We start from the raw sequence: 24,836 nt of genomic DNA, 5'->3' as shown, positions 1-24,836 counted from the left end.
TGAATCTATATATAACAGAAAGGAACGAAATCGATGGGAAGAATGATATCAATAGGGAACCAAAAAGGGGGCGTGGGTAAAACCACTACCACTGTTAACTTAGGTGCTGCTCTCGCAACATTAGGGAAACATGTCTTAATTATCGATTCGGATTCACAGGGAAATGCTACTAGTGGACTAGGGATAGAGCGTGGCATTATTGAACATAGTTTATATGATATTTTAATCGACAAAGTTCCAGCTGAATCGGTGGTACTTCCAACATCGATTGAAAATTTGCATATTATTCCGTCTACCATTCAATTAGCAGCCGCTGAAATTGAACTCGTGAACTTAGAGAATCGCGAATCCCGGCTCAAAGAAGCGATGGTGAATTTACGGCATGATTATGATTATATTTTAATTGACTGTCCACCTTCACTGGGGCAATTAGCGATTAATGCATTTACCGCGAGTGATACGATTTTGATTCCAGTTCAAGCAGAGTATTATGCCTTAGAGGGATTAACGCAATTGTTAAACACGATTCGTTTAGTCCAAAAAACTTACAATCGAGATTTCAGAATTGAAGGGGTCTTGATTACGATGTTAGATTCACGGACAAATTTAGGATTCGAAGTGGTTGAGGAAGTACGTAAATATTTCCATGAGAAAGTCTATCAAACCGTCATCCCTAGAAATGTTCGACTCTCAGAAGCACCGTCCTACGGTCAATCAGCGATTGAGTATGACTCGAAATCGCGTGGCGCTCAAAAATATATGGAATTAGCAGAGGAAGTGATCGGTAATGACCAGTAAGAAAAAACGTGGCGGCCTCGGTCGCGGAATGGATGCCTTATTCCAAGGATTAGAGGAAACACCTGGAGAAAACGAATATATCCAAGAAATACCATTGAATGAAATTCGTTCCAATCCCTATCAACCACGAAAACATTTTGACGACCAAGCTTTACAAGAATTAGCAGATTCGATTAAACAAAGTGGTGTTTTTCAACCGGTAATTATTCGCAAGTCGACGGTTAAAGGCTATGAATTGATTGCTGGCGAGCGTCGTGTGCGTGCGAGCCGTCTGGCAGGGAATCAAACAATCCCGGCGATTATCCGTGATATGGACGAGCAACAAATGATTGAGATTGCGGTGTTAGAAAACTTACAACGGGAAGATTTAAGCCCATTGGAAGAAGCAGAAGCCTACCAAGTCCTAATGGATAAACTTGCATTAACTCAAGTTGAAGTGGCAGAACGCATGGGCAAAAGTCGCCCTTATATCGCTAACTATCTAAGGCTATTATCACTACCTGAAGAGGTGAAGCCTTATGTTGGTAAAGAATTGTCTATGGGACAAGCACGAACGATTTTAGGACTCAAAGATAAAAATCAAATTACGCAAGTCGCAGAGCGCGTTATTAAAGAGGGATTGACCGTACGCCAATTAGAGGATCTCGTTCAGCAACTTAATGCAACGTCTAAAACGAAATCAAATGAGAAAAAGACTCACCCTGACGTACAAAAACCGCAGCATATTTTGGCAATTGAAGAACGTTTCGAAGAAATACTGGGAACGAGTACCCAAATTGTTCAACGTGGAAAGCGTGGAAAAATCGAGATTGAATTTTTATCGGAAGAGGATTTAATTCGTATTTTAGATTTATTGAAAATCGAGATATAAAGGAGCAAAGACGATGCAATTAGATTATAATAAAGGAGACATCGTTGAGATGCGAAAACCACATGCTTGCCAAACAAATCGTTGGCAAATTACACGTATGGGAATGGATATTCGAATTAAATGTCTCCACTGCCAACATGTGGTGACGCTAGCGCGTCGTGATTTTAATAAAAAATTAAAAAAGATTCTTGAAAAATCTTCAACTGAAGAATAATTATAACGAGTAGAAAGAAGTGTAACTATGTCATTAACAGCAGGCATCGTTGGGTTACCGAACGTTGGTAAATCCACATTATTTAATGCAATTACTAAAGCGGGTGTCGAAGCGGCCAACTATCCTTTCGCCACGATTGATCCGAACGTAGGGGTGGTTGAAGTTCCAGACCGCCGTTTACAAGCAATCAGCTCGGTGATTCCACCGCAAAAAATTATTCCAACGACCTTTGAATTTACCGATATTGCAGGAATTGTTAAAGGTGCCAGTAAAGGTGAAGGATTAGGGAATAAATTCTTAAGCAATATTCGTGAAGTTGATGCGATCTGTCATGTGGTTCGTTGCTTCGATGATGAAAATATTACGCACGTGGATGGGCGTGTTGATCCAATTGAAGATATTGAGACCATTAATTTAGAGCTAATCCTAGCCGATTTAGAATCCATCGATAAACGAATTACTCGCGTTGAAAAACTAGCGCGATTAAAAGATAAAGAAGCTGTGATGGAATTGAATATTTTGACCCGGTTAAAAGATGCCCTCGAACACAACCAAATGGCTAACTCGGTTGAATTCAATAAAGAAGAAGAACCGATTGTACGTGGGTTATTCTTACTAACACGTAAACCAATGCTTTATGTAGCAAATATCGGCGAAGAAGATGTCGCAAATTCAACAGACAATCCTTATTTAAGCCAAGTCCAAGCGTTAGCAGAGTCCCAAGGGGCGCAAGTTGTGCCTGTCTGTGCCAGTCTGGAAGAAGAGATTGCGGTCTTAGATGACGAAGAAAAAGCATTATTCCTAGAAGAGTATGATATGGAAGAATCTGGTTTGGACAAACTGATTCAAGCAGCTTACTCACTTTTAGGATTAGGGACCTATTTTACTGCAGGAGAGAAAGAAGTACGTGCTTGGACCTTTAAAAAAGGAATGAAAGCACCCCAAGCAGCCGGTGTTATTCATACTGATTTCGAGCGAGGCTTTATTCGGGCAGAGACCGTATCTTATGATGACTTAATGGCTTCAGGAAGCATGGCCAAGGCGAAAGAAAATGGTTTGTACCGTTCTGAAGGAAAAGAGTACGTCGTTCAAGACGGCGATATTATGCTCTTTAGATTCAATGTATAGAGGTGATAGAAGAATGGAACCACAAGAAAAAAATACACCAATTCAATCAGAAGAAAAGATTATAGAAGAAAACGAAGTAGAAGTAAGTGAAGAAATAGTGCCAACATCCATAGAAGCCACCGATTCATTCAGTGTGATTCCAGGGATTACGCAATCTTTATTTAATCAATTAACAACGAAAAATCAAACCTTTATGGTAGCCGTTCATAAGCAATTAGCTAATCAGTTGGATACGGCATTAAGTCACCAGATTTATGCAGAAATGGTTGAGACCTTAATTGACGGTCAGGCGCATAGCCAGACTGCTCGTCAAATATACGGGACACCGACGGACACAGCAGATGCTATCTTAAAGCAAGAGTATGGCGAAGTTGAACAAAACATGGAGCGCTCGCCGGACTGGCAAATCGGGTTAGATGGTGCGCTAATGCTAGGTTCAATTTATACAATTATTACCGGTGTCGCATTAACTCGGGGTGGCGATCGAATTCAAGCAGAGAATTATATGGGAATCATTAGTATGATTGTGAACTATATTGCCGCTGGTTTTGCGATATTAACATCTTCTAAGTATTTACCAGATTTTGATTCAAAAGATAAGAAAAAACGAGGACTGGGCAAATATTTCCTAGTCTCCTCCTTGTCAATGATTGGGTGGTTCTTAGTTGTGACCGTGACAAGTATTATTCTACCGGCGGCAATTAACCCGATCTTACCGGCAAAATCGTATATTTTGATTGGTTTAATTACCATCGTGACACGTTATATCTTAAAACGTCGCTGGAATATTCAAGGAACTATTTTTTAAAAAATAAAAAAGCCTTAATTTAAGATAGCTAGAAGGAGAAGTTGCGATGAAAATATTAATTGCGGATGATGAGAAAGATATTTTAGACTTACTTGAAATTTATTTAAGTAATGAAGGATTTGAATCCGTTAAAGCATGTGATGGACAAATGGCGCTCGATTATTTATTGAACGATCCATCGATCGATTTGGCAGTATTAGATATTATGATGCCAAAAATGACTGGGATCGAAATTGTCGAAGAATTAAGAAAACGCGACCTAAGTATTCCAATTATTATCGCCAGTGCGAAGACGGAAGATAAAGATAAAATTAAAGGCTTGCTTGCCGGAGCAGATGACTATGTTACGAAGCCTTTTAATCCATTAGAAGTGATTGCACGGATTAAATCACTCCTACGACGTCAATATAATTATGCAACCGTTGAAGTGCCTTCAGATACCCTTGAAATTGGTCCATTATTAATCCGTAAAGATTCTCACGAAGTTAAGACGACCGACGGTCAAGAAATCCAATTAACTTTGCTTGAATTTGGCATTTTATACTTGTTAGCAAGTAATCCTGGGCAAGTTTTTAGTGCGGATGAAATCTTTGAATCCGTCTGGAATCAAGAAAGTGTTGTAAGTAATAAGACTGTCATGGTACATGTGAGCCACTTGCGTGACAAGATTGAAGCTGCTACGGGTGGTAATAAAGTGATTCAAACGGTTTGGGGAGTAGGATATAAAGTTGAACGATAATGAAAATAAAATCATGCTCTCAACCGAGATGACACGACAAGATTGGCTTGATTTTATTTCTTATGCGACATTTACATTAGGAATTGTCTTTCTTGTTTATCTTGGGATTATTTTAGGTTTGAATCAATTAATTAATGTGCGCCGTGAGGTATGGGATGGACAAAATGCCTTTCAACGCTACGAACTCTATCGATACAATTACAATATGATCATTACGATTGTTTATTTAGCCTTTGGGTCGCTCCTAGCTTATCGGCGAATCTTGCGACATTATGATGATGTTTTGTTAAATAAAGTAATTAATCATTTAACCTTTATTGCTGAAGGAGACCGATATAATTATCGTATTCAGTTGGTTAAAAATGCTGAAACGAACTTAATTATTCATTCGATTAACGCTTTAATTGCAAATACTGAGCAATCGATTGAAGAAGAGCGTCGGATTGAGCAGACTAAGGATGAGCTAATTGCGAATGTGTCGCATGATATTCGAACACCGCTAACCTCGGTGATGGGATATTTATCCGTGTTAAAGCAACAACAATATCAAACAGACGAAGAGCGAGAGCATTATATCGATATTGCTGTGAATAAAGCCGAAGCGATGAATACCCTAATTAATGACTTGTTCTATTATATTGAATCGAGTCAACCTTCATTTGAGACGAACTACCAGATGATACCGATTCAATTCTTTTTATTTCAAGTTGTCGCAGAATTTGAATTAAGTGCTGCACAATCGGGCGTACGGATGGAAGTCATTGTTGAGCCCGAAGATTTGGAAGTAGAGATGGACCCGGAAAAGATGGTGCGCGTCTACAGTAACTTTATCTCTAACGCTTTAAAATATGGAAACGGTGATTTAATTCGCTTAATTGCATACCGTGGCGTAGGTGAAGAAGAGGGAACCGTCTTCCTTGAGGTGCGAAATAATGGCGATTTGCTCGAAGAATCGGAATATGAACAAATCTTCGAACGCAGCTATCGGACTGAAAAATCAAGAAATACGTCGATTCCAGGCAGTGGACTTGGTTTATCGATTGTAAAGAACTTAGTTGAGGCACAAAATGGTGAAGTCTATGCAACAGTCGAAGATAATGAGACGGTTTTCCGAGTTATTTTAGAGCCACCTCAATCTGAGGAGGTAAGCCATGAAGCAAATTAAACGAATCTTATTGCGTTGGCTTGTTGTGTGCTGTTTTATGAGTGGTTTTAATTTTTATCCTGCTAAATCAATTGAAGCGGCATTAAATCCACCACAGATTTCGGGTCAAAGTGTTGTAATGATTGACCGGGTCAATGGGCAAATACTTTATCAAAAAGATCGAAAACAGTCGGTTGAAGCGGGATCGATTAGTAAACTTTTAGCCGTATACGTAGCTTATAAAGCCTTTCGAGAACATGAAGCTTGGAATGAGAACACCTATATTGATATTTCAGATCGGGCTTACGAATTAAGTCAAGATTACGATATAAGTAATGTTCCACTACGACAAGATATGAACTATACGATTGATGAGCTCGTTGAATCCATTGCGGTTGGATTAGCGAATGGTTCTACCCTGGCATTAGCTGAATTTATTGCGGGCGATGAAGCGAGTTATGTCAAATTAATGGAACAACAGCTCGATGACTGGGGTATTCAAGATTACGAACTCTTTAACTGTACGGGATTGCCTCGTGATGGCGAGAGTGGTCCGACGAATCGTTTATCGGCAGAGGCCGCAGCCACGATTGCTTATCATTTAGTTCAAGATTTTCCACGTTTTACGGAGTATTCGAAACAAGCGAAGTCTTATTTCAAACCCAAGTCAAGCGATCGCATTGAGATGCTCAATTATAACTATTTAATTCCAGGACGACCGGAAGGTTATGAAGGGGTTAAAGGTTTGATGCCAGGATTCTCTGAGCAGGATGGGACCAGTCTGGTAACTTTATCCGAATGTGATGAATTTGAGGTGATTATTGCGGTTTTAGGAACGGAAGACATAGCTAGATATCAAGATACCGTACGTTTGATTGAATATGCCAATAGTGCATATCGCAGTGAGCGAGTCATTGAAGCGGGACAAATGGTAACACAGATAGGTAAGGTGGATATTGAAGGGGGCGATAAAGCTGATGCCCCACTGCAGTATGCCGCAGATTTAGAGATTGTAATGCCTATTGTAGATACTTTGCCGCGAATCAAGTATCAGTTTAATCCAGATTCGAATTATTTTAATGAATCAGGCTCATTAACGGCACCCATAGAGCAAGGCACTGAGGTTGGTCAAATGCATATTTGTGCGGACGGGCTGACCACTGAATTTATTCCTTCTGGCGCTTCGAATAATGTATCGGTGGCGCTTCAAGAAACGATCTCGGAAGGTGGCGTTATTTCACAATTTTTGAATCGACTCGGTCGTACGATATCCGATATTAATGAGTCAATCCGTCATTTCTTTGTGAATTTATTTAACTAAATAGACAATGCTATTAGAAATTTTTTTAACTTTCCTTCGAATGTCTTGACAATTCGAAAAGTGAGGCATATGATAATAGCATTGTGTTTGCCAGCTTGGCTCAGTAGGTAGAGCAACGCACTCGTAACGCGTAGGTCGCAGGTTCGATTCCTGCAGCTGGCAGTCTGAAACTCGTCATATCAACCTTTCTAAAGGATGGTATGACGTTTTTTGTATTGTTTTAAAATAGATGAAGCGTCTAACTCGTCACATTTATCGACTCATGTTAGAGTATAATTAATATAATTTATAGGAGGATACGTTATGAACGAAACAATCAAACATCAATTAGCTCACCGTAGTATTCGTTTCTTTAAAGATGAAGTGATTTCTGATGCGCAATTGAGTACATACTTTGAAGTAATGCGCAGAACAGCGACGAGTGTAGGCTTACAATCTTATTCTGCAATTCGAGTGACCGACCCAGCTAAGCGTGCTGCCTTGGCCGAAGTCGCGAATCAAGCTTATTTGAAAGACGTTCCAGAGCTAGTTATTTTTATCGTGGACTGCTATCGAATTCATCAAATTGCCAAAGAAAAAGGACATTCAACTGAGAGAACCGCGACAATGGATCGATTCTTCCAGGGGGCAGCCGACGCATACTTAGCTGCACAAAATTTAACCAATGCGATTGAATCGGATGGACTCGGTGCAGTTTATTTTGGGAGTATTTTAAATGATCCGGCGAAAATTATCGAAATTTTAGAACTCCCTCAGTATACTTTCCCATTAGTAGGGGTAGGCTTTGGTGTACCAGATGATCATCCTGAATTAAAGCCAAGAATGTCGCTTGATTTTATTTTAGGAGAAAATGGTTATCCATTACATCAAAATTATGTAGAGGCCTTGGCTGACTTTGATGATGAGATGACCCATTACTATGACACACGCCAACGCAACCAACGTTCTGAGACGTATACGAATAATGTATTAAAACAACTGGATCGTTATAATCCGAAAAGAGCTCAAATGCTTCAAGTTGTTGAAGCACAAGGTTTTGATTTAGGCTTAACGGAAGAATAAATATAAAGTTATCCGTTATTTTAAATCGTTGAATAACTCGAGTTAGCTGATCGCTCGAGTTATTTTTATACATTCACTGAGTATTCACTCAGCGTGTTTTTATGTCTGGCAAGCAAGATATGCTATAATGAAAATACATAAATCAGGCGAGGAGGGTCCTCATGAATTCGGAACAACGTGTTAAAATTTTACAAGATCTCATAAAAATCAAGTCGGTGAATGGCAACGAACGAGAAGTTGCTGAATATATTCAACAAGTCTTAGCGGAGTATGAGATCGACTCCGAAATTATTTCCTATGATCAGCATCGGGCGAACTTGATTGCAACTTTAGAAGGGGATGAATCCGGCTTAACGCTTGCTTTCAATGGGCATATGGATGTGGTGGAAGTCTCGAATCCAGATGAGTGGCACTATGATCCATTTGGCGCAGAGATTAAGGATGGTATTCTTTATGGTCGGGGTGCTACCGATATGAAAGGCGGCTTAGCAGCGTTACTATGCGCTTTTATTCAAATTAAAACGCAACAGATTCCTTTTAAAGGGAAATTAATGCTCGTAGCGACGGTCGGTGAAGAAATTGGGATGTTAGGCTCAAAACAACTCGTCGATGAAGGCTATTTAGATGATGTTGATGCCTTTATTGTGGCGGAGCCGTCAACAGCTCTGCGACTTTACTACGCTCATAAAGGGTCGATTCAATATGAATTAACGGCCAAAGGCAAGACTGCACACAGTTCAATGCCTGAATATGGGATTAACTCCATTGAATTAATGTCTGATTTTATTCAGCAATTCAATCAAACATTAGCAGAACGAATTCAAGGAAAGCGCCACCCAGAAATGGGGGATACGCTCAATGTTTTCTCAGTTATTGAAGGGGGGACGCAAATTAACTCGATCCCTGCTGAGACAAAGATGATGGGAAACGCTCGAATTGTACCTCAATTTGATAATCAAGCGATGCTGGACCTATTTGAAGAGTTAATTCAAGAAATGAATGAAACACATGAAGGGCAACTCTCACTGAATGTGATGCAAAATAACCTGCCCGTAGAGTCTCAACCTGATTCTAAATTAGTTCAAGTCATTCAGTCTGTGGTAGAGAATGAAGTTGAAGTTTTGACGCTATCTGGAGCAACAGACGCTTCGAATTTTGCCCGATTGAAACAGCCGTTTGATTTAGCAATTTATGGACCAGGAATTACTGAATTAGCGCATTCTGTCGATGAATCGATTGAAATTGCAGATTACTTAAGTTTTATTGACGTGTTCTATCAAGTGGCGATTGACTATTTGAAGTAAGTTGTAGTTACCATCCGCAACGCCGTACTTTATAATTAAAAAATAATAAATTCAAGGAGGAAATGATATGACCGAAACATTTATATCAACAATGGCACAAAATCCTGGTGAGTTTCCGATTGAGGCTGGAAGATATCACTTAGTAGTCGGAGATTTTTGTCCTTATGCTCACCGAGCTGATTTAGCCTACCGCTTAGCAAAGTTAGAAGACGCCATCTCATTGACAAAAGTTAATCCGATTAAAACGGGTGAAACGTTTGATTTTACACAAAATGATGATGGGAAAGATCCTGTATTAGGCGTTCAGACAATGGCGGAGTTATATCACATAACGGATCCTGCTTATGATGGACGCTGCACGATTCCAGTATTGGTTGATTTAACGGACAAAAAAATTGTGAATAAAGAATCTGCGGAACTAGTGGAGCTTTTAGGACGACAATTTAAGTCGATTCAAGGAGAGGGTGCGTTCGATTTATTCCCAGAAGAGAAGGAAGCAGAAATCGAGGAAGTCATTGAAGCTGTCAATAAAAAATTACTCGGCACCATCTATGGAATGGATAATGGTAGTGACAATCGCTTCAAGAGTATGAAGAAACGCTATACGGATTATATGGCACAACTCGATGAGCGATTGAAGTCACAACGCTATGTTCTAGGTGATCAACTTACCGCAGCAGATATTTTCGTCTATACGCCATTAGTTCGTCTTGAACCTGCACATAGTGCACTTTATGCCCGTGGAGAAATTCAGTTACAAGACTATCCACACTTATGGGCTTATATGCGTGATTTATATCAAATGCCTGAGTTCCATGAAACAACGCATTTCAGTGAGATTCAAAAGGGTTATTATTCAATGAACGGCCGTCTTGATGAAGTGGATACAAATGCAGATTTCTCACATTGGGATGAACCTCACGGACGCGGTGCATAATTTTTTAGGCACCTCAAAACTTAGATGAAACTAAGTACTGAAGTGTTTTTTTGGAAGTGTATTAAGGGATTTCAAAAACTTGATTATATGAATGAATATTCTTATATCTTATGTTTATTAACTATGTTAAAATACGATTGACAAAAATATTGGATGAGGTGATATGCGCGTGACATTAGAATCCGTGATTAAATTACTACATGATGAAGATTATGCACTCGTTATCGAGCATCAAGAGCAAGTTTATCCTTTTGAAGGACGAGGGATTCGCCCTCTTTACGAAGTTTACCGACATCAAAAAGCGCTTTTAAATCAAAGCCTGGTAGCGGACAAAGTGAGTGGAAAAGCTCATGCGATGCTTTGTGTAGCAGGAGGGGCAAAAGCAGTCTATGCAGACTTAATGTCAGCGGATGCCACCGAGATTTATCAATCGAATGGTATCCACTATGAGTATGGTCAGTCCGTTCCACATATTTTAAATCGAGATCGTTCCGACCTTTGTCCAATCGAACAACTAGCGAGTGACTTAACGCCGGATTGTGTTGAGTCATTATGTATAAGAAGTGAATCGTTTTTTGAAAAAATAGCTCAAAATCAGAAAGGAAAATAATTATGAATCGTACACGTCAGTTAATTTTAGGGGCAGTATTAATTGCTTTTGGTTTGATTGTTCCATCGATTTTTCATTACTTTTCACTAGGGGGACGTGTTTTCCTACCCATGCATATCCCCGTATTGTTAGCAGGGATGCTTTTATCGCCATCGATTGCGGTAATTGTAGGGATTTTAACACCGGTGATGAGCACTTTACTCACTGGGATGCCGCCTGTTTTTCCAACAATGACCGTCATGATGTTTGAGTTAGGGAGTTATGCTTTAATCACTGCTTTAATGCGTCGTCAATTCAAACTTGGTATCTACCCATCATTAATTATCGGGATTTTATCTGGACGAGTTGTCGGTGCACTCGTAACTTGGTTTATTAGTTTCTTCGTAGCGGATATGAATATCCACCCATTGCTTTATATTGCAAACAACTTTATGACGGGACTGCCAGGAATTATTTTACAATTAGTTTTAATTCCAGTCATGACTTATATGATTGAGTCCACCAATTTATATAAAGAAAATCATATTTAATCATTGAAAAATCCCTTAGCGCTCAGTGAGATGCTAAGGGATTTTCTTATATATAGCTGCATTATCCTTTCAGAAGACGTAGTCCATTCAGTATGACAACAAGCGTACTTCCTTCATGAACAATTACGCTTAAAGTAATATTTGATAATCCGAGCAAGTTAACAGTAATTAGAAAAATGACCACTGCTAGACCAAAAATAATGTTTTGACGAATAATTCGGGTCATTTTGCGTGCGAGTTGATGCGCTTCGACAAGGCGACTTAAATCATTTTGCATTAGAACTAAGTCTGAGACTTCGATAGCGACATCGGTTCCTTGCCCCATGGCAATGCCAATATCAGCTTGGACTAACGCTGGTGCGTCGTTGACACCATCTCCGACCATGGCAATGGTTCCATGTTGTTGTTTTTGTGAAGCAACTAAATTCGATTTTTCTTCAGGTAAGACGTTCGCAAGGACGGTATCCAATTGCAGTTGTTTACCAACAGCTTCACCAGTTTCCTTGGAATCTCCCGTAATTAAGGTTGTGTGGATCTGGTGTTGTTTGAAATATTGGATAACGCTTGGCGCATCGTCTTTGATTTCATCCATCAGAGCAATTACTGCGATTAGTTGGCCATTGCGTGCTAAATAAGTAACAGTCTTGCCTTCTTGGGCCAACGTGTAGCCTTGTTGGCTCAATTCAGGTTGTGTCGAGGCAATCTCCTCGGTAGGTTTACCTAATTGATATAAATCTCCATGGTAATGGGCTTCGAGGCCATGCCCAATAATATTATTGACTTCAAGCTCTAAGACTTGTTTAGCGGTAAAATAACGGAGCATCGCTTGGGCGAGAGGATGATTGGATTCTCGCTCTAGTGCTACAACGATATTATGAATCATACTTGGATCGAATTCGTCATCAATGATCACATCCGTGACTTCGAGTTGGCCACGTGTTAAAGTTCCGGTCTTATCAAATGCGATGGCTTGTAACTGTGCTAGCCGATCTAAAAAGACACTTCCTTTTGACATAACTCCTTTGCGCGCTAAAGTTGAGGTCGCGGAGAGAGTAGCCGAAACGGTTGAAGCCGCTAAAGCGCACGGAGAAGCAGAAACTAATAGAACGAGTCCGCGATAGAAACTCGAGGCAATATCGATATTAAAAAGTAAAGAACTAAACAAAATATAGCAGATAACTAAAATTAGAACCAAATTAACGTAAGAAGGTTCGTATTGTTGGATAAAGCTAGCAACTGGCGCTTGATTCGTTTGGTTTTGCTCAACAAGTTGAATAATTTTAGCAAATAATGTATTTGATGGTTCGGTTGAAACTTCCATCGTAAAACTTCCCGTACCATTCAATGTGGAGCCATAAACTAAATCTCCGGCTGTTTTCTCTTTAGGTAATGATTCACCATTCAAGGTAGATTCGTCAATGCTTGTTCGTCCCGAAAGAATCACGCCGTCGATAGGAACGCGGTCGCCATTGAGAACTTGAAGTTGATCACCAATTTGTAATGAATCGACAGAGACAATTTCAAGGCTTCCATCCGACATAATTTTTCGGGCAGTTGTAGGATTGATTGCCATTAATTTTGATATTTCTCGTTGACTCTTGCCCTGAGCCCAGTCTTCTAAGAAGTGTGCTCCTGCAAAAATTAATATAAGCAGTGCCCCTTCCCAATATTCGCCAAGTACCATCGAACCGATTGAAGCGAGTCCCATTAAAATATGGGCATTGGGTTTAAACGAACGATGTTCGACCGTCTCGTGCCAAGTTTGGGAGACGCCTTCCATAATAATTACGTGATAGCCTGCCAGCAGCGCCGATAAGACAAAAGTAACATTCGCTAACGAAGGGTTGGAATGTCTTAAAAACAATCCAACCAATGCTAGAATTAAACCAGTGAGATAGCTAATGATAGGTGCTTTACCGTGATTGTGATGATGTTCGTGGTGATGGTGTGTATGTTTCATAAAAATTCCTCCATTCAACTTATGAGTAATCATTCATATGATTATAATTTCATATTATACCGAACGGACAGATTTGTCAAAGGAAAAAGTCTTCATATGATTTTTAATAAAAAGATATTATAATAGAGGAGTAGGGAGGCGAAATAATGAGTTTAACAGACTTTAATAATGAAGATTTATTAGCAGTGAGTCGCTTGTTTAAAGTTATTAGCGATCCGACTCGCTTAGCGATTTTATTTTTTTTACGCGAAGGATCTGCCAATGTGGGACAAATCTCTGATAAAGTAATGATGGAACAATCCGCCACGTCACATCAGTTGAAGACGTTAAAAGAAGCACGTCTCGTTAAATCTGAGCGATCCGGTAAGAATGTCTATTATGAATTAGACGACGATCATGTGTTTAGTATTTTGAAACAAGTGCTAGACCATATTCAAGAAGTAGAGTGCGATCATCATCACTAATCAATAAAGTAAGCTACCGAGCTCATCAGCGTATGATGAGTTCAGTAGCTTATTTGTTTGAGTATTAATTTAAATTTAAGAGAAACTTTGAAACGAAATTGGGGTTTCTTTGACTGTATAACGTCTTTCCAAGTAGTGTTGGACTTGTTCAAAGACGAAACAAATTGACCAATATAAGACAGCCAATAAGAGATACATCGTAATAAAATTATTGTTCGAAGCAGCAACAATCTTTGCTTGTTGGAAAATATCTCGCACCGTAATCATCGCGGTTAGTGAGGTTCCCTTAATGAGATCTAATAGGATGTTACTCAAGCCTGGAATGGCAATCCGAGTTGCTTGTGGGAGGATGACCCGCGTAATCACTTGTCTGAGATTTGCGCCTAAATCCATTGCCATCTCCCACTGGGCGCGCTCAATCGCAATGATTGAACTGCGAATCACTTCGGAGCTGTAGGCACTGGCAGTAAAGGTAAATCCAATAATCGCAGCAGTATAAGCCTCTAATGTGACACCGGCAAAGGGTAACCCAAAGTATAGAAAGAACAAGACAACAAGTGCAGGAACGCCTCGAAAGAATGATACATAAAATCTTGCAACCCAATGTAAGATTGGGACTTGTAAGATTCGAACGATGGCAATCAAGGTTCCAATTAATAATGAGTTTAAGAAACTAATGAGGGCAATGGAAAGTGTTGTGCTTAACCCCATTAAGACAAAATCAAGGTTCTCCCAAATTAATTGAAAATCAATCAGTTCATTAAGTGGCGTCATCGATTCAGCCTCAATTTCTAATGTTAATACTCAATCACAGGGATATCTTCGATAGGAGTTCCGTTGATTTCTTTAAACGGTTCAGATGGATTATCACCATTAAAGTATAGTTCTGCAATTTCTTGTAAACGACCGCTCTCGCGAAGTTTTTCAATTTCTTCATTAATTTTTTCGACTAATGCCTCAGCGTCTTTATGGTACATAAAGCCTGCTTGAGTTGGGTTAAAGAAGACGTCTGCCATTTTAATCGGGTATTGCTCACCGTAGAAAGCAATAGCGGATTTAATGGTATAATAATCATTCGGAATAAAATCAATACGCTTCGCCACTAAGTCCATAAAATATTGCTCGTTAGAAGAATTATCATAAACGACAGGTTCAGCACCGAATTTTTGAGCAATTTTCATATAAGATGTTGAAGCTGCTCCACCAGATTTCTTCCCGGCAAAATCTTCAACACTCTCAATACCAGAGTTATCTTCACTTCGAACGACGGCGGTTCCAAGACTGTAAATAAGCGGTGTAGAGAATCGATAGCTTTCTACTCTATCCGGTGTCATATCGAAGCCTTCCGCAATTAAATCAACTTGACCATTATCCAAAGACGTCACCATACCGTCGACGCCCATCTCTTTAACTTCAAGCTCTAGCCTCATATTTTTTGTGACTTCTTTAAGAATATCAATGGTGTAACCTACCAGTTCATTATCTTCATTGTAATAGGCAATGGGGTATAAAGTTCCTGAAGCAGCGATAACTAATTTACCATTCTCTTCAACGCGAGCGAGTGAGTCATCTTGCTTGTCTTCTGCATAAATGGCAGTGTTGATTGAAGTAAGTGACAGTAGAAATACAAGTAATGTTGTTAGAAATTTTTTCATAATATTGCTCCTTTATTCGTTAATTTGTGTTGATAAATCAATAATATCTGTATGTAATAAGCCGTTTTCTTCAAGTTGAAGTGCGAGTTGAAGTAGTAAATATTCTTCACCGCGACCGCCCCATGCTTGAATACCAATCGGTAGACCTTGCGCTGTGTGATACATCGGTAATGAAATCGCTGGCTGACCGGTTAAGTTTTGCTGTTGGGTAAAAGGTGTCCACTCGAGACTGCGATCGAACATCTCCCAGATTAAACTTTGCTGCTCAGCTTTCGATAAATCATCAATATGATGGAGTCGATCAACCATTTCGGGTTGTTTGTGGAATTCTTCATGAACAAAGGCAGCTCCATTGTTAGTAGGAGTTAATAGCACATCATACTCTTTGAAGAATTGTTCCATTTGAACGGCTAAATTATCCCAATACGTTAATACTCTAGAATAATCAGCGCCAGTCACATTCTCGCCTGAACGATAGAGAGCCCAGCTCATCGGTTCCATATCATCTTGAGTTACTTTACGTTGTTGACCTTGCTCGATGCTTTCCATCATCACTTGGGTCTCTACACCGTTAACCATATAATATGTTTCCATTGCGCGGCGTCCGTCGGTAGGAAGTGGAACTTCCACCAGTTGGTGTCCAAGTCGTTTTAGTTGTTCGACAGCTTGATCAAGCGCTTCACGAGCCTCCTCTCGTAAGGCGTAACCAGCTGGAACATCATAAGTATATGCGATGTTCAGTGGACGATCTAATGCGGTCAATTCTTGCTGGGCAATTTTTGGACAGAAGAAAGCCGCCTCAGTCTGTTCAACTTGCAAAGCTTTTAACATTTCCCAAGTATCTCGCACGGTTCGAGTGATGGCGAAGTCAATCGACGCCCCTTGCCAGCCACGGTAACCTCCAGGACCAACGGGCATCCGACCCCGAGTAGGTTTAAGGCCAATTAATCCAGTAAAGCTAGCGGGAATCCGTATTGAACCTCCGCCATCACTGGCTGTGACCGCTGGAACCAATCCGGCTTTTAAGGCAGCAGCAGCACCACCACTCGAGCCTCCTGGGTTACGCTTTAAATCCATCGGATGATTCACTGCCCCATTAAAATCAGAATCACTTTCATTTTTGAATCCAAACTCAGGTGTATTGGTTCTTCCGACAACGATAAAACCTGCATCCAATACTTGTTGAACAAAGTTATCCGTGATGGGTGCAATAAAATCCTTCATCAATCGACTGCCAGAAGTACTCGGTTGTCCTGCTTGGGTTTGACCGAGGTCTTTCAAAAGAATTGGTACCCCGTAAAACGGTGGTAATGCTTCTTTTTGAGCATCGCTCAATGCGTCGAGCTTTGCTTGATAAGCTTCAGCAATGTCTAAAGCGTCATACTGGGTATGCGTCACTGCATTTAACAACGGATTGTACTGGTCAATATTATCAAGTGCTCGTTGAACCGTATCAACGATTGAGATATGGGATCCTCGAATCTGTTGTGCAATTTGAACCGCATCTTCAGTAAATAGCATAAAATACCCCCTTCAATTTTATACAATTAATTTATTGTGTTTCTAGTATAAATGATTTTAAAGGTTTTGTGTACCTTAATGCTTAAGTACTTAATTAATTTTTTCGATGTTTTGAGGGCTGTTTAATGCATGAATATTACAAATTGGCAACAAAACATTTCAATCCAGAAACCAATATTGGTCTTTGAGTTGAAACGTGATACACTACAGTTGCGATTATAATACGGTAAAAAGGTGAAATTATGAATAAAACAAAAAAATTATGGTTAAGCACGTCGCTGGTCGCTTTATTGGCACCCAGCGTTTTAGTAAGTGCTCAAGGTCCAGCGGTGGCAGCACAACCTAAGAGTGTAGCACAAGCCAATCGAGTACAATCTACACAACGTCAAACTAGCTATCAAGTGAAGTCTGGTGACACATTAAGTACGATTGCGAACAAACTTAAGATGGATTTACGCGTTTTAGCGTACTTGAACAAGACAAGTCAAGTAAATATTATCAAGCCTGGTGCAGTAATCGAAGCGCATTTTGATTCGAATCAACGCGCTGAGCGCATGACGATTTCAGCCCCAGAGCAAGAGGCTGTTGAAGTGGACGTACCGGTTAACTTAACGCCACTCCATAAAGTAAAAGCAGCAACTTTCGTTCAACGTACTACGCCAGTGGCACCAGCGGTATATACTGAAGAAACAACCCAAGAAGTTGTGACCGTTGACGAGATTGAGACAACGGTTGAGGAAGTTGAAGAAGCGACAGAGGCAACGCCAGCGGTTGAACAATCGACTCCTGAAGTTGAAGCAACTCAAGAAGAGCCACAACAATCACGTTCGAACTCATTACATTTGACAAGTCCTAAAGTTCAGGCACAACCGTCTACTACTCAAGAAGAGAAACCAGCAAATGTTGTGACACCACCTGTTGTTAACGCCGAAGAAACGACAAAAGAAGTTGTTGAGAGTACGTTAGAAACAACTGAAGAAACGACAGAAGAGACAACACAAGTAGTAGCACCAAAACCTGAAAAAGAAGTTGACGAGGGTGTTTATACACAACCGCCAGTTGAAGCAGAGCCAGTGGAAGAAACTACGACTCAAGTTGAAGTATCCATTGAAGAACCGATTGTTGAAGAAACAGAAGAAGTAGTACCTGAAACACCGGCTGAGACACCGTCAGTGGATGGTTTACAACCACATGCCGCAGCTTATAAAGATTTAGTCGGTTCGATGTTCGGCATTACGAACTTCAGTACCTTCCGCCCAGGAGATCTAGGAGATCACGGTAAAGGATTAGCTGTTGACTTTATGGTTTATAGCAACGAGCAGCTAGGTGATGCAGTGGCTGAATATACTTTAGAACAAATGAAGAGTGGCCAAAGTAGAATTAGTTATGTCATTTGGAAACAACGTATTGCAGGGCCATGGACAGGTTACCAATGGCAAGATATGGAAGATCGTGGAAACATTACAGCAAACCACTTCGATCACGTCCACGTTTCATTTAATCCATAAAAATAAGAAGATTCTATCAAATTAAGTTAAAGTCCCCTCAATCCAAAACGGATTTTTGAGGGGACTTCGTATCAATCTAATAAAACCCGAGATGAAAAATCATCTCGGGTTTTTGGTTATAGTGATAATTTACCAACGTTATAGGTATAAGCAGCAATCCGCTCAAAAGCAACTAAGCATTTTTCAAAGATAATACCACTTTCAGGGTCGCAAGCGCCGCTTTTCATTCGATCAATATGGATTCGCTTATAATTTTCGACATTGCTCTCAACGCCAGTATAAGCTAAACGTAAATCATTCACCCGATGTGACTTAACTGGATCGATTTCAATCGATTCGAACATATCATCGATAATGGATTCTAGCGCATCGAATTCTTCTAAAGCATCTTCCGTGTAAGTGAGGCGAGAAAGATTTGAATATTGAGAATGTTCCGCAATATTCTTCGTATGGTCACCAATCCGCTCCAAGTCTCGTACAATCCTCAAATAGGCTGTGTAGAGAGAGGCCAAGGAATCGTCCATTGGTAAGCTAATATTTTCAATGATATGTTTTGAAATTTGAGAGTTTAAATAGTTAATAATCGACTCGTTGTGGAAGCAACGATCAAAGTTCTCCTGATCAAACTGACGAAATAGTTCCGTACTAAGCAGGAAGTTACTGCGTGCTAACGAAATCATTCGCTCTGTTTCAGCTCGAACCCCAGCGAATAGTGCGTTAGGATCTTGAATATTTGGGTTGAGATAAAGTAGAGATTTTTCATCTCGATCACTATCGTCCCCTTGGATAATAAACTTAGACATTCTCGCAATTTGATTACCAAATGGGAATAAGGCTGCGGTCGCAAAAATATTAAAGAACGTATGCATATTCGCAATTTGCGCTGCAGGGACATTGCGCGATATTCCCGTAATGAAATTCTCAACGGGTACAATAAAGGCAAGAATTAAGAATAAGGCGGTCCCGATGACGTTAAATAGTACATGGCTGGCTGCCGTTCGTTGTGCATTTTTGTTAGAACCAATGGCTGATAAGACAGAGGTAACACATGTTCCGATATTAAATCCACAAATGATAAACATACTCGGTCTTAATGCAATCAACCCCATATTCGCAGTCGCTTGCAAAATACCGAGCGAAGCAGAAGAGGATTGTAAGATACAAGTAATTGCCGTCCCCACTAAAATACCTAAGAGAGGATTTTGGAACTTGGCAATTAAATGAACAAATTCAGGATTATCAGCTAACGGAGCCATCGAACTTGACATGGTCTTCATTCCTAAGAAAAGTACCCCAAGTCCTAATATTGCTTGTCCCGTATGTCTTAAGCCGCTATTTTTATTTGCGAATTTCAAAAGTAAGAAACCAACAAAACAAAGAATTGGCGCTGCGGCAACGATATCTAAGGCGACAATTTGCCCGGTAATCGTTGTTCCGATATTCGCCCCCATAATAATTCCGATGGTCTGCTCAATGGTCATAATTCCCGCATTGACAAAACCAACTAACATAACGGTCGTCGCAGAAGATGATTGAATCACTGCCGTGACAACTGTTCCAATAATGAGACCTTTAAATCGGTTAGAAGTAAATTTTTCAATCCAACCTTGCAGCTTATTTCCCGCTGCCATCTCAAGGCCCTGGCTAGTTAGATCCATCCCATAAAGGAAAAGGGTCAAACCTCCTAGCAGGCCGACTAAATAATTTATTTTCATATGTGCCTCCCAATCAATTAACTCTATTGTACTGTATCTTTCTGTGCGATTAAAGTCAAAAAAGAATTTTATGGGTGTGAATGTTAAACCTTTTACTGATGAAATTTTTTGAGGAAAAAATTAGCATAATAAACATTTGAATTGCATTTTCGATAAAAGTATCATAAAATGATAGCGAGATGATATTTAATATCAGAATGGAGAGAGGAGGGTGAAACGTTGTATGATGAAGGATTTGAAAATGCTGTAGATAGTACGGTAAAACAATGGGGAGGTTCGCTTGCCATTCGCTTACCTAAAAGTATTGTAGAGGCTTTGCAGTTACAAGCTGAAGATGCAGTTCACTTGAAAGCGAGAGGTTCGGGTACTTTAATTATTCGGAAACGAGGAGCCGGTGAGGAGACGAAACAAGAACCCGTTCAAACGAATTGTGAAATATTAGATGCTTTGAATCGCTTCGAACAAAAAGTGGAAGGTAGCATTGATCAACAAGAGTCGCTTTATGCCAATGTACAAGAGGCAACGGAAAAATTATTTAATCCATTTTTTGAAGGGGTAGCAACCCGGGCATTCTTCCAATTAGTTGATCTCGCTATTTTACACTCCGATACAGGATGGTATCAAGTTACGGTCAGTGGAGATCAGCAATGGTTCTTAGTTTTTACCGGCGCAAAGACAGACCTTACAGCCACGTTGCAACGACCGGTCAGATCCGGTAAAGAAGTTGAAAGTTTAGGGAATTTTCGACTTACGCCGCAACCATACGGTGATATCCGAATTACTTATGAACCGTTAACTGCTTTACATCATAGTGATACGAATTATTTGATTTTGGAGTTAACGTTGCAGTTTTTAGAAGATGTTTCAGCAGAATTATTGAGTACAACCGTAGCAAATCAAATCAAACAAGATTTTAACTTATAGTGGAACCAATGGTGATAAAAATTTAAAGGAGGCGTATGATGGGAGCATTATTTTATGTTATTGTGGCACTGGTGATTGTTGGGATAGCCTTTTTCTTATATTTTGTACCGCTTGGGCTATGGATTACAGCCTTATCAAGTGGGTTACGAGTGGGCGTTGGAACGCTATTTGCGATGCGACTTCGCCGAGTCAGCCCAAGTGCGATTGTTGAACCAATGATTCGGGCACATAAAGCAGGTATCAGAGGCTTAACGTTGAATGATTTGGAGTCACACTATATGGCCGGTGGAGATGTAAATCAAGTGGTTAACTCTTTAATTACGGCGCAACGTGCGAATATTGAACTCGATTTTAAAAAAGCTGCAGCGATTGATCTGGCAGGACGCGACGTATTAGAAGCTGTTCAAGTATCGGTCACACCAAAAGTCATTCAAACACCTGAGATTGCTGCTGTTGCACAAGATGGGATTGAACTGATTGCGAAAGCGAAAGTGACGGTCCGTGCTAACATCGAACGTTTAGTCGGTGGGGCTGGTGAGGATACTATTATTGCTCGCGTCGGTGAAGGGATTGTTACGACCATTGGTAGTGCCTCTTATCACGGCACGGTGCTCGAAAATCCAGATTTAATCTCTGAGACGGTTCTGAAAAAAGGACTCGATAAAGGAACGGCTTATCAAATCTTGTCGATTGATATTGCAGATATCGACGTTGGCCGCAATATCGGGGCTTCATTGAAGCGAGACCAAGCAGAAGCAGATAAAAATATCGCCCAAGCCAAAGCAGAAGAAATGCGGGCAGAAGCGGTTGCTAAAGAGCAACAAATGCGCGCACTCGTTGTAGAACGTCGTGCACAAGTTGTTGAGGCCGAGGCGGAAGTGCCTCGCGCAATCTCTGAAGCATTGCGCAATGGTAATTTAGGGGTGTTGGATTACTACAATCTAAAAAATATTGAAGCTGATACGAAAATGCGCTCTAGCTTAGGAGAATAAGGAGGGATTCGATGAGTTTCTTTCCAGGTCTAATTATACTTTTTGTCGTAATTTTAAAAATTTCAAGTAAATATCGAATGCCATTGAGGCGTTGGTTGGCGTCTCAAGAAGAGGCAATAGAGACTGCACGCTTGAAAGTGCCGAAAGAAGTAATGCCAAAAGATACTTTAGAGAAGCCTCAAAAGCGGCACCGTATTGCGAAGCGAAATCAACCGCGAACTAAAGAAGGAGTTTCCCGGATGATGCCAAAAGAGACGCAGACTACGCAATCTGACAAGGAGCAAGTAGAGGAACTTGAACAAAAGTTAACTAAAAGGATTGAATTAAACACTACGGGAAATAAAAAAATCGAGGTTACAAATTTAGATTTAGTGTCTGAAGCTTCAGTCGACCGACAAGCGTTGAGAGCAGCTTTAATCCTAAGTGAACCAAGGTCACGTCGTCCAATTATTTAGAATAGAATGATTGCTGGGTCAACTTATCAAGAAAGGATGATGGCTGATGAATGTAAGAGAAAGACAAAGTAGAGAAATGGCGCGCTTAAGTAAGCAACTCGAACATTATAATGGAATGAAGTCTACCCGTCGCGAATTGAGTGAACAATCCTCAACGTATGTTGGACCGAAAAGGGATAGTTGGTGGATTCGTTTTAAGCGCCGTTGGTTTGGAGAGTAAAGAGAATTGGAAGCGAACTCAAAAACGAGGTCGCTTCTTTTTAATATGAACAAACAATCTCCATCGGTATCGCATCGAGATATGGTACAATGATAAAGATATAAAAGATGAGTGAGGAGTGAACCTATGACGATTCAAATATATAATACTTTAAGCCGTAAAAAAGAAATTTTTGAGCCAATTCAACCTGGGAAGGTGAATTTTTATGTCTGTGGACCGACGGTATACAACTATATTCATATTGGAAATGCGAGAAGTGCAGTGGCTTTCGATACGATTCGTCGCTACTTAGAATATCGTGGTTATCAAGTTCGTTATATCTCTAACTTTACCGATGTTGACGATAAAATTATACACGCAGCGGCGCAAGAAGGCGTCACTCCAAAGGAATTAGCCGATAAATACATCGCGGCTTTTGAAGAGGATACGCAAGCTATCCAGATCAAACCCGCCACATTGCACCCGCGAGTGATGGACCATATTCCGTCGATTATACAGTTTGTCGAGCAATTAATTGAACGAGGCCATGCTTATGAAGTTGAAGGCGATGTTTACTTTGACACAACATCATACGCTAACTATGGACAACTCAGTCATCAGAGTTTAGATGAGTTAATTGTCGGTGCAAGCCAACGGACTGAAAGTGAAGATACTGCGCGCAAGAAAAATCCAGTGGACTTTGCACTATGGAAAGGCGTCAAAGATGCTTCTGAAATTTATTGGGACTCTCCATGGGGTCCAGGGCGTCCTGGCTGGCATATCGAGTGTTCGGTGATGGCAATGGAGCATTTAGGTGAGACGATTGATATTCACGGCGGGGGACAAGACTTAGAATTCCCTCATCATGAAAATGAAATTGCACAGTCGGAATCTTGCTCTGGACATACTTTCAGTAATTATTGGATGCATAACGGTTTTGTTACCATCGGGCAAGATGAAGAAAAGATGAGTAAATCATTGGGTAACTTTGTCTTATTAAGAGATTTACTCGAAAATGAAGATCCAACGGTGGTGCGATACTTATTAACGTCAGTGCACTATCGCCGTCCGCTTAAATATGATCAAGCAGCTTTGGATGAAGCTCGAAGCAATATTGAACGTTTGAAAGAAGTGACGCGTCGCCTTAATAATCGCTTATCACTGGCAGAAACGCAACTTGATACGGATACCGAATGGTTAGATCGTTTAAATCAACTCGAAGCGCAATTTGTCGCAGGAATGGATGATGACTTCAATGTAGCGAATGGTTTAACCGCCGTAAGTAGCCTCGTAAAGACTATCAATCATTACTTAACCCAAGAAGAAGTTTCGAAGGCAGTACTCCAACCAATGCAAGAACAGCTTACACGGTGGTTAGAAATCTTCGGAATTATTTTAAGCGAAGATGAAGCGATCGACCAAGAAATTGAAGCATTGATTGAAGAACGCAATCAAGCCCGAAAAGATCGTAACTTTGCACGAGCGGATGAGATCCGTGATTTGCTGAAATCGCAAGGAATTCAATTAGATGACACTCCACAAGGCACGACATGGAAGAGAGAAGGATAGTGTGGAAAAACCAGAATTAATGAACGGGGCAACCCTGGCTTATATCGGTGATGCAGTCTACGAGGTTGCAGTACGACAGCACGTACTTCTATCTGGCGAGACCCATCCTAACCAACTGCATCGACTGGCCATTCGATTTGTAGAAGCAGCCGGTCAAGCACAAGTGATGAAACATTGGCTCAGCGATGATACAAGTCTGACACCAGAGGAGATACAAATTTATAAGCGGGGTCGAAATTATAAAACGAATACAAAGGCGAAAAATGCTTCAATTGGTGATTATCGGCAAGCAACTGGATTTGAGGCACTCATCGGCTGGTTATATTTATCCAACCAGCATGATCGAATGAATCAATTGATGCAAGAAGCGATTCAGTGGATTGAATCAACGCATTCAAAGTAAGGAGG

At 40.4% G+C, this 24,836-nt stretch carries 26 protein-coding genes and 1 tRNA gene; 22 read left to right on the top strand and 5 right to left on the bottom strand.

The annotated features are described in order from the left end of the window. Window positions 1–33 precede the first annotated feature (33 nt). The 14 genes from CYJ57_RS04015 to CYJ57_RS03950 all read left to right on the top strand — a co-directional run bounded on the left by CYJ57_RS04015 (window position 34) and on the right by CYJ57_RS03950 (window position 11,466). Window positions 34–798, top strand: coding sequence for a ParA family protein (locus tag CYJ57_RS04015; RefSeq protein WP_101954168.1), 765 nt, complete (start codon window positions 34–36; stop codon window positions 796–798). Beyond that, entirely contained in the window at window positions 788–1,669 is an 882-nt protein-coding gene (locus tag CYJ57_RS04010) for a ParB/RepB/Spo0J family partition protein (RefSeq protein ID WP_101954167.1), read from the top strand. The genes CYJ57_RS04015 and CYJ57_RS04010 overlap by 11 nt, the downstream gene beginning before the upstream one ends. 13 nt (window positions 1,670–1,682) lie before the next feature. After that, complete coding sequence (locus tag CYJ57_RS04005; protein WP_006701516.1) at window positions 1,683–1,883, top strand: DUF951 domain-containing protein; 201 nt, start codon at window positions 1,683–1,685, stop codon at window positions 1,881–1,883. Window positions 1,884–1,910: 27 nt separating this feature from the next. Next, window positions 1,911–3,011 (top strand): redox-regulated ATPase YchF, encoded by a 1,101-nt coding sequence (gene ychF / locus CYJ57_RS04000; RefSeq protein WP_101954166.1) that lies wholly within the window; start codon window positions 1,911–1,913, stop codon window positions 3,009–3,011. A 13-nt stretch (window positions 3,012–3,024) separates the two neighbouring features. Continuing rightward, window positions 3,025–3,819, top strand: a complete 795-nt coding sequence (locus tag CYJ57_RS03995; RefSeq protein ID WP_006701514.1) for a DUF1129 domain-containing protein — start codon at window positions 3,025–3,027, stop codon at window positions 3,817–3,819. A gap of 46 nt (window positions 3,820–3,865) precedes the next feature. Further along, the gene (locus CYJ57_RS03990) at window positions 3,866–4,558 is read left to right on the top strand and encodes a response regulator transcription factor (protein ID WP_101954164.1); all 693 of its coding nucleotides are present in this window, start codon (window positions 3,866–3,868) and stop codon (window positions 4,556–4,558) included. A gap of 28 nt (window positions 4,559–4,586) precedes the next feature. Continuing rightward, window positions 4,587–5,723 carry a sensor histidine kinase gene (locus tag CYJ57_RS03985; RefSeq protein WP_180764383.1) on the top strand — a complete coding sequence of 379 codons (1,137 nt, stop codon included), beginning with the start codon at window positions 4,587–4,589 and terminating at the stop codon, window positions 5,721–5,723. Next, window positions 5,710–7,023 carry a D-alanyl-D-alanine carboxypeptidase family protein gene (locus CYJ57_RS03980; protein ID WP_101954163.1) on the top strand — a complete coding sequence of 438 codons (1,314 nt, stop codon included), beginning with the start codon at window positions 5,710–5,712 and terminating at the stop codon, window positions 7,021–7,023. The genes CYJ57_RS03985 and CYJ57_RS03980 overlap by 14 nt, the downstream gene beginning before the upstream one ends. Window positions 7,024–7,112: 89 nt before the next feature. After that, window positions 7,113–7,185: transfer RNA gene (locus CYJ57_RS03975), tRNA-Thr, on the top strand. Window positions 7,186–7,326: 141 nt separating this feature from the next. Continuing rightward, window positions 7,327–8,085 carry a nitroreductase family protein gene (locus CYJ57_RS03970; RefSeq protein WP_101954162.1) on the top strand — a complete coding sequence of 253 codons (759 nt, stop codon included), beginning with the start codon at window positions 7,327–7,329 and terminating at the stop codon, window positions 8,083–8,085. A gap of 161 nt (window positions 8,086–8,246) precedes the next feature. Next, window positions 8,247–9,389 carry an ArgE/DapE family deacylase gene (locus CYJ57_RS03965; RefSeq protein WP_101954161.1) on the top strand — a complete coding sequence of 381 codons (1,143 nt, stop codon included), beginning with the start codon at window positions 8,247–8,249 and terminating at the stop codon, window positions 9,387–9,389. A gap of 67 nt (window positions 9,390–9,456) precedes the next feature. Beyond that, window positions 9,457–10,326 carry a glutathione S-transferase C-terminal domain-containing protein gene (locus tag CYJ57_RS03960; protein ID WP_101954160.1) on the top strand — a complete coding sequence of 290 codons (870 nt, stop codon included), beginning with the start codon at window positions 9,457–9,459 and terminating at the stop codon, window positions 10,324–10,326. Between the two features lie 169 nt (window positions 10,327–10,495). Next, window positions 10,496–10,936 carry a DUF1893 domain-containing protein gene (locus tag CYJ57_RS03955; RefSeq protein ID WP_180764382.1) on the top strand — a complete coding sequence of 147 codons (441 nt, stop codon included), beginning with the start codon at window positions 10,496–10,498 and terminating at the stop codon, window positions 10,934–10,936. 2 nt (window positions 10,937–10,938) lie between these two features. Then, window positions 10,939–11,466: an ECF transporter S component gene (locus tag CYJ57_RS03950; protein ID WP_006701506.1), complete on the top strand. Its 528-nt coding sequence runs from the start codon at window positions 10,939–10,941 to the stop codon at window positions 11,464–11,466. A gap of 61 nt (window positions 11,467–11,527) precedes the next feature. Here the strand turns inward: CYJ57_RS03950 and CYJ57_RS03945 are convergent, their stop codons facing one another. Beyond that, window positions 11,528–13,426, bottom strand: coding sequence for a heavy metal translocating P-type ATPase (locus tag CYJ57_RS03945; protein ID WP_101954158.1), 1,899 nt, complete (start codon window positions 13,424–13,426; stop codon window positions 11,528–11,530). Window positions 13,427–13,572: 146 nt separating this feature from the next. Here CYJ57_RS03945 and CYJ57_RS03940 point away from each other — a divergent pair, with 146 nt between their 5' ends. Continuing rightward, complete coding sequence (locus CYJ57_RS03940; protein WP_006701504.1) at window positions 13,573–13,890, top strand: ArsR/SmtB family transcription factor; 318 nt, start codon at window positions 13,573–13,575, stop codon at window positions 13,888–13,890. 75 nt (window positions 13,891–13,965) lie between these two features. On the opposite strand, the gene CYJ57_RS03935 is transcribed toward CYJ57_RS03940, so the two are convergent. From CYJ57_RS03935 to CYJ57_RS03925, 3 genes are read right to left on the bottom strand one after another with little or no spacing between them, the layout of a single operon-like run. Then, complete coding sequence (locus CYJ57_RS03935; protein ID WP_101954157.1) at window positions 13,966–14,664, bottom strand: amino acid ABC transporter permease; 699 nt, start codon at window positions 14,662–14,664, stop codon at window positions 13,966–13,968. Window positions 14,665–14,687: 23 nt separating this feature from the next. After that, a complete protein-coding gene (locus CYJ57_RS03930; RefSeq protein WP_101954156.1) occupies window positions 14,688–15,545 on the bottom strand; it encodes a transporter substrate-binding domain-containing protein in 858 nt (285 codons plus the stop codon). 12 nt (window positions 15,546–15,557) lie between these two features. Then, window positions 15,558–17,066: an amidase gene (locus CYJ57_RS03925; protein WP_101954155.1), complete on the bottom strand. Its 1,509-nt coding sequence runs from the start codon at window positions 17,064–17,066 to the stop codon at window positions 15,558–15,560. Window positions 17,067–17,308: 242 nt separating this feature from the next. Between CYJ57_RS03925 and CYJ57_RS03920 the strand changes: the two genes are divergently transcribed. Continuing rightward, the gene (locus CYJ57_RS03920) at window positions 17,309–18,574 is read left to right on the top strand and encodes a LysM peptidoglycan-binding domain-containing protein (RefSeq protein WP_101954154.1); all 1,266 of its coding nucleotides are present in this window, start codon (window positions 17,309–17,311) and stop codon (window positions 18,572–18,574) included. A gap of 116 nt (window positions 18,575–18,690) precedes the next feature. Here the strand turns inward: CYJ57_RS03920 and CYJ57_RS03915 are convergent, their stop codons facing one another. After that, window positions 18,691–20,289 carry a Na/Pi cotransporter family protein gene (locus CYJ57_RS03915; protein WP_101954153.1) on the bottom strand — a complete coding sequence of 533 codons (1,599 nt, stop codon included), beginning with the start codon at window positions 20,287–20,289 and terminating at the stop codon, window positions 18,691–18,693. Window positions 20,290–20,508: 219 nt separating this feature from the next. Here CYJ57_RS03915 and CYJ57_RS03910 point away from each other — a divergent pair, with 219 nt between their 5' ends. The 6 genes from CYJ57_RS03910 (at window position 20,509) to CYJ57_RS03890 (ending at window position 24,831) form a co-directional block, all read left to right on the top strand. Then, window positions 20,509–21,213 carry an AbrB/MazE/SpoVT family DNA-binding domain-containing protein gene (locus CYJ57_RS03910; RefSeq protein WP_006701498.1) on the top strand — a complete coding sequence of 235 codons (705 nt, stop codon included), beginning with the start codon at window positions 20,509–20,511 and terminating at the stop codon, window positions 21,211–21,213. A 38-nt stretch (window positions 21,214–21,251) separates the two neighbouring features. Further along, window positions 21,252–22,205: a flotillin-like protein FloA gene (gene floA / locus CYJ57_RS03905; RefSeq protein WP_006701497.1), complete on the top strand. Its 954-nt coding sequence runs from the start codon at window positions 21,252–21,254 to the stop codon at window positions 22,203–22,205. Between the two features lie 11 nt (window positions 22,206–22,216). Further along, a complete protein-coding gene (locus tag CYJ57_RS03900) occupies window positions 22,217–22,660 on the top strand; it encodes a hypothetical protein (protein ID WP_101954152.1) in 444 nt (147 codons plus the stop codon). Window positions 22,661–22,706: 46 nt separating this feature from the next. Further along, window positions 22,707–22,880, top strand: a complete 174-nt coding sequence (locus CYJ57_RS07805) for a hypothetical protein (protein WP_006701495.1) — start codon at window positions 22,707–22,709, stop codon at window positions 22,878–22,880. Between the two features lie 126 nt (window positions 22,881–23,006). Continuing rightward, window positions 23,007–24,428, top strand: a complete 1,422-nt coding sequence (gene cysS, locus CYJ57_RS03895; protein WP_101954151.1) for a cysteine--tRNA ligase — start codon at window positions 23,007–23,009, stop codon at window positions 24,426–24,428. Window position 24,429: 1 nt separating this feature from the next. After that, entirely contained in the window at window positions 24,430–24,831 is a 402-nt protein-coding gene (locus CYJ57_RS03890; protein ID WP_425319853.1) for a Mini-ribonuclease 3, read from the top strand. Window positions 24,832–24,836 lie beyond the last annotated feature (5 nt).

The organism is Falseniella ignava (assembly GCF_002847645.1).
GTDB lineage: Bacteria > Bacillota > Bacilli > Lactobacillales > Aerococcaceae > Falseniella > Falseniella ignava.
The sequence above is the reverse complement of the archived record's forward strand: the minus strand, read 5'-3'. Positions and strand labels throughout refer to the sequence as shown.

Excerpts from the sequence above, each read along its gene's own strand:
- CYJ57_RS03980 (WP_101954163.1), top strand. The coding sequence starts at position 5,710 with ATGAAGCAAATTAAACGAATCTTATTGCGTTGGCTTGTTGTGTGCTGT.
- CYJ57_RS04005 (WP_006701516.1), top strand. The coding sequence starts at position 1,683 with ATGCAATTAGATTATAATAAAGGAGACATCGTTGAGATGCGAAAACCA.
- CYJ57_RS03970 (WP_101954162.1), top strand. The coding sequence starts at position 7,327 with ATGAACGAAACAATCAAACATCAATTAGCTCACCGTAGTATTCGTTTC.
- CYJ57_RS03960 (WP_101954160.1), top strand. The coding sequence starts at position 9,457 with ATGACCGAAACATTTATATCAACAATGGCACAAAATCCTGGTGAGTTT.
- CYJ57_RS03915 (WP_101954153.1), bottom strand. The coding sequence starts at position 20,289 with ATGAAAATAAATTATTTAGTCGGCCTGCTAGGAGGTTTGACCCTTTTC.
- CYJ57_RS04015 (WP_101954168.1), top strand. The coding sequence starts at position 34 with ATGGGAAGAATGATATCAATAGGGAACCAAAAAGGGGGCGTGGGTAAA.
- CYJ57_RS03935 (WP_101954157.1), bottom strand. The coding sequence starts at position 14,664 with ATGACGCCACTTAATGAACTGATTGATTTTCAATTAATTTGGGAGAAC.
- ychF (WP_101954166.1), top strand. The coding sequence starts at position 1,911 with ATGTCATTAACAGCAGGCATCGTTGGGTTACCGAACGTTGGTAAATCC.
- CYJ57_RS03930 (WP_101954156.1), bottom strand. The coding sequence starts at position 15,545 with ATGAAAAAATTTCTAACAACATTACTTGTATTTCTACTGTCACTTACT.
- CYJ57_RS03985 (WP_180764383.1), top strand. The coding sequence starts at position 4,587 with ATGACACGACAAGATTGGCTTGATTTTATTTCTTATGCGACATTTACA.
- CYJ57_RS03925 (WP_101954155.1), bottom strand. The coding sequence starts at position 17,066 with ATGCTATTTACTGAAGATGCGGTTCAAATTGCACAACAGATTCGAGGA.
- cysS (WP_101954151.1), top strand. The coding sequence starts at position 23,007 with ATGACGATTCAAATATATAATACTTTAAGCCGTAAAAAAGAAATTTTT.
- CYJ57_RS03995 (WP_006701514.1), top strand. The coding sequence starts at position 3,025 with ATGGAACCACAAGAAAAAAATACACCAATTCAATCAGAAGAAAAGATT.
- CYJ57_RS03920 (WP_101954154.1), top strand. The coding sequence starts at position 17,309 with ATGAATAAAACAAAAAAATTATGGTTAAGCACGTCGCTGGTCGCTTTA.
- floA (WP_006701497.1), top strand. The coding sequence starts at position 21,252 with ATGGGAGCATTATTTTATGTTATTGTGGCACTGGTGATTGTTGGGATA.
- CYJ57_RS03950 (WP_006701506.1), top strand. The coding sequence starts at position 10,939 with ATGAATCGTACACGTCAGTTAATTTTAGGGGCAGTATTAATTGCTTTT.
- CYJ57_RS04010 (WP_101954167.1), top strand. The coding sequence starts at position 788 with ATGACCAGTAAGAAAAAACGTGGCGGCCTCGGTCGCGGAATGGATGCC.
- CYJ57_RS03965 (WP_101954161.1), top strand. The coding sequence starts at position 8,247 with ATGAATTCGGAACAACGTGTTAAAATTTTACAAGATCTCATAAAAATC.
- CYJ57_RS03945 (WP_101954158.1), bottom strand. The coding sequence starts at position 13,426 with ATGAAACATACACACCATCACCACGAACATCATCACAATCACGGTAAA.
- CYJ57_RS03900 (WP_101954152.1), top strand. The coding sequence starts at position 22,217 with ATGAGTTTCTTTCCAGGTCTAATTATACTTTTTGTCGTAATTTTAAAA.
- CYJ57_RS03940 (WP_006701504.1), top strand. The coding sequence starts at position 13,573 with ATGAGTTTAACAGACTTTAATAATGAAGATTTATTAGCAGTGAGTCGC.
- CYJ57_RS07805 (WP_006701495.1), top strand. The coding sequence starts at position 22,707 with ATGAATGTAAGAGAAAGACAAAGTAGAGAAATGGCGCGCTTAAGTAAG.
- CYJ57_RS03990 (WP_101954164.1), top strand. The coding sequence starts at position 3,866 with ATGAAAATATTAATTGCGGATGATGAGAAAGATATTTTAGACTTACTT.